Source organism: Fulvivirga lutimaris (assembly GCF_009711525.1).
Lineage (GTDB): Bacteria > Bacteroidota > Bacteroidia > Cytophagales > Cyclobacteriaceae > Fulvivirga > Fulvivirga lutimaris.
The window spans coordinates 1-1,061 of record NZ_SMLV01000070.1 but is presented as its reverse complement, the minus strand read 5'-3'; the positions used below and the strand labels follow the sequence as shown (position 1 = coordinate 1,061).

Here is a 1,061-nt window from a genome sequence, read left to right as displayed (position 1 = left end):
CAAGAGGCTTTTGAGGTTATGGCTTCCAAATTCATTTGACCTTTTAAGAAAGATTAAAGTGTACTTTCTTAGTTACATACCAAACTTTAAATGGGTTTGAATAAGCTTTAAAAGAAATTAAGTTTAAAAAGAAGGCAATCATCCTATTAATCAGGTGATTGCCTTTTTAATTTAGACAGCATCGTTTGTACTTTAACCCGCTGCCGCATGGGCAAAGGTCATTCCTACCTATTTCAGATTCCTTTTTAAAGGAAGACTTATCAATCACTGCGGTCAGATCCTGATTAAAAATGCCCGATAGGGCATCATATAACTCCGAATGTTTCTCCTTAAGCAGATGCGGTCTTTCAAAGAAATACTCACTCGCCACAGCAAAAAACTCTTGCATATTAGTTGCCCCATAAGGATTAATATCAGAGCTGTTTGCTAATATTTTACTAGTTTGCTTTCTAGCTAAATCAATCCAAGGTATAGAATATGGCTTATCATTCAATGAAGGTGGAATACCATCTATTACGCCATCTTCTTTATCAAAAAGGTGCGCAAACTCATGAATGCCTACATTCTTTTTATCATTTGTAATATCGAAGCCCAAGTGAAGTGATGGTTTAGAAAAAATAACTTTGCCTTCCATTGCACCGCTGCCAACCATCCCGGTGATGTACTCGGCATTATTATCAAAATTAAAATTCCTGTCAAATGCAGACGGATACAGCAATACTTCATCCAGGTTTTTATAACTCCAAGCTGGAAAACCAAATAAAGGGATGACTGCACTGCTTGCTACCAAGAGCCTATCCTCTAGTGTAACTTCAGTATGTACCCCCGTTATTTTGATGTGTTGCAAGAACCGTTGTATATCGGCCTCAAATTGCAGTTTCTTTTCTTCAGATAGATTCTTATAAAAGTGAACCCTTTGATTTAGAATGGCTTTCCATTTTTTGGGAGTGGGCAGCAATTTATTCTGATAAGAACTTCGTTTAGGTCTTCTATTGAGCAAATAAACCGTGACACCTAGAAAAAGTAATAAAAGTAAAAATGAATAAGCCATTAAATAATAT

Annotated in this window: 1 protein-coding gene; it reads right to left on the bottom strand. The window is 36.1% G+C overall.

Annotated elements, in window-relative coordinates; translation table 11 throughout:
* Positions 1-166 precede the first annotated feature (166 nt).
* Positions 167-1,061: zinc-dependent peptidase (locus tag E1140_RS00215; protein WP_343034106.1), on the bottom strand; the 895-nt coding region annotated here is incomplete at its 5' end.